Origin of the sequence: Bartonella sp. MU70NMGDW (assembly GCF_042194085.1) — a bacterium.
GTDB lineage: Bacteria > Pseudomonadota > Alphaproteobacteria > Rhizobiales > Rhizobiaceae > Bartonella > Bartonella grahamii.
The window spans coordinates 1-1830 of the sequence record NZ_JBHIMK010000236.1 but is presented as its reverse complement, the minus strand read 5'-3'; the positions used below and the strand labels follow the sequence as shown (position 1 = coordinate 1830).

Below are 1830 nucleotides of genomic sequence, written 5' to 3'. Positions count from 1 at the left end.
TGATATTTTTCGCATATGATTCTCCATAAAAAAAGCCCCGCAAAAGCAGAGCTGGATTAAAAAATTGACATCTTTCCCATTCGGAAAGATAGCTTGTTAAAACTCATGTCGCTTTTTCATTGGAACAAAAGAATGTATTTGACATTATCAATTTTGTAGCATATAAACTACAGATGTTTATTGTTAAAAAAACACACTATTTTACAGAGTGGTTAGACTCATTAAAAGACAAACAAGTGCAAAAGAAAATTGCTGCACGTATTTTCCGCCTTGAATATGGGCTTCTAGGAGACGTGAAATATTTCCGTGGCATTGGTGAACTAAAAATAAATTATGGACCAGGCTATAGGATTTATTTTGTAAAACAAGGGAAACAAATCATTTTGTTATTAATTGCTGGTGATAAATCCACACAACAAAAAGATATCGAAAAAGCCCTTCAATTAGTAAAGGAAATGAAACATGGAAATTACTAAATTTGATGTAAGTGAATATTTTAATACGCCTGAAGACTTTAAGATTTTATTAGATGATGCTTTAGAAACCAAAAATAGTGGCTATATTGCACATGTATTAGGTATTATTGCGCGTAAACAAGGAATGACAACTGTTTCTCAAGAGACAGGACTAAATCGCGAGTCTCTTTATCGTTCTTTAAGCGATAAAGGTGATCCACGACTTTCTACTTTTCTTAGTGTTTTGAGTGCTTTAAATTTGCAGATTAGCTTAACGCCTATCCAAAATAATTGTAAGGAACAAGCGGCTTTAGAAGAAGCATCTTGACCACCTCCCCATTTTTGAGAACGGGGAGGGGAGGCATATTTTTTACTTAAGCGGCTTTCACTACAGATCTTTCTAAGACTTGTTTTGCTTCTTTGATTATGGCTTTGTAATGCTTGCTTTCTTCTACCAACGTAAAGGCTTTGACAAGATGCATGTGGAGAGGTCCATAAATGTAAACAGCCTTTTTAGTTGGAGACATTTTATCCCAATCTTTTGGGAAAGCAAAACGTATATCATCATAATCAACAAATTGACTTTTTAGTTTCTTTTCACATTCAATAAAGTAACGACGAGCTTGACGTCCTTTCTCATTGCGCTCAACCATTGAGAGCTCTTTCGCCATATCTAAGGTGAGATGATATTCTTTACTTATAACATTTTTACGTTTCTCATTTTTGAGAAACGTAAAACCATAATCTTGATTTTCCAAAAATCCATATTCTTTAATACGACGTACAATCCAATCTGCAAATTTAGAGTTGACTTCTAAAAACGTATGTAATTCACGTGCGTTAACCGTTTGAACAGTTTTTTGACCAATATTTTGTTCTTTAATTTCTATAAGAGTGTTCATAAGAATTCCTTACTATTTAGATGTTTCTTAATGACACTTTTAAAAAGTGCCGGGTGCTAAGAAACACGGTAGTAAGTCCGTCGTTATGCTTTTCCCAAAAGGGTATTGTATAGCGTAACTACACCCGACAAGATCATTATATGCGTGTAACATACAATGAGTCAAAGCCTTTAAACGTGCGGAGAAGAGATTGTTTCGTAACCAAATCCGCTTACTATTAAGGTGTTTCTTAGGCACCTGATTCGATTATTCATATTGTCGTCACATTGTCAAGCTGCTTTCGAGATTTTTTACGTTTTTACTAATTTGACTTATATATCCTCTTCATCCATATGGATTACGCCTTCGCCTTCGTCACATGCGTTTGGTGGGGCGTTTGGATCAAGGGTATCATCCTTGTCTGGTGTTGTGTTTGCAACGTTTCCAGCCGCATCTTCTTGTGATGCATCAAAAAGTTCGCACTCTATTTTTGT

The 1830-nt window shown here is 35.1% G+C and carries 3 protein-coding genes and 1 pseudogene; 2 read left to right on the top strand and 2 right to left on the bottom strand.

Features of this window, described 5'->3' with window-relative positions; translation table 11 throughout:
• Nucleotides 1–173: 173 nt before the first annotated feature.
• Together ACFIKE_RS10055 and ACFIKE_RS10050 are read left to right on the top strand one after the other, a co-directional pair.
• Nucleotides 174–476, top strand: a complete 303-nt coding sequence (locus tag ACFIKE_RS10055; RefSeq protein WP_375649701.1) for a type II toxin-antitoxin system RelE/ParE family toxin — start codon at nt 174–176, stop codon at nt 474–476.
• On the top strand, nt 463–783 hold the full coding sequence (locus ACFIKE_RS10050) for an addiction module antidote protein (protein WP_006589073.1): 321 nt from the start codon (nt 463–465) through the stop codon (nt 781–783). Before ACFIKE_RS10055 ends, ACFIKE_RS10050 begins: the two co-directional genes overlap by 14 nt.
• 46 nt (nt 784–829) lie before the next feature.
• On the opposite strand, the gene ACFIKE_RS10045 is transcribed toward ACFIKE_RS10050, so the two are convergent.
• Both ACFIKE_RS10045 and ACFIKE_RS10040 read right to left on the bottom strand, forming a co-directional pair.
• Complete coding sequence (locus ACFIKE_RS10045) at nt 830–1357, bottom strand: antA/AntB antirepressor family protein (RefSeq protein ID WP_375649699.1); 528 nt, start codon at nt 1355–1357, stop codon at nt 830–832.
• A 311-nt stretch (nt 1358–1668) separates the two neighbouring features.
• Nucleotides 1669–1830 (bottom strand): annotated as a pseudogene (locus tag ACFIKE_RS10040) (late control protein); the annotation flags it as partial.

Coding starts and splice junctions, on each gene's coding strand:
- ACFIKE_RS10055 (WP_375649701.1), top strand. CDS start 174: ATGTTTATTGTTAAAAAAACACACTATTTTACAGAGTGGTTAGACTCA.
- ACFIKE_RS10050 (WP_006589073.1), top strand. CDS start 463: ATGGAAATTACTAAATTTGATGTAAGTGAATATTTTAATACGCCTGAA.
- ACFIKE_RS10045 (WP_375649699.1), bottom strand. CDS start 1,357: ATGAACACTCTTATAGAAATTAAAGAACAAAATATTGGTCAAAAAACT.